Raw genomic sequence first — 284 nt, 5'->3', positions numbered from 1 at the left:
GGCACTCGCTGAGGTACGAACTCAAGGTTCGGGGATGACACGCACCTCCGCCGCTGGAGACAATCATACACCTTCGGCAACGTACAAGGATGAGGGTGAAGGGTGAGGCCGCCCTTTCCACCGTCATGCCGGACTTGATCCGGCATCCAGCAGGCGAGCGTCCGCGAGCCGGGGGACTCTTTGATGCGTGTGCGGGGGAGTCTCTCACCGCGCGGACGCGCGGGTCTCTGGACCCCGGCTCGGGGGCCGGGGTGACGGGTGGAGGGTGCGGCGCGCTCTACCGA

The organism is Hoeflea marina, from assembly GCF_003182275.1.
Lineage (GTDB): Bacteria > Pseudomonadota > Alphaproteobacteria > Rhizobiales > Rhizobiaceae > Hoeflea > Hoeflea marina.
Note: the sequence above shows the minus strand (reverse complement) of the source record.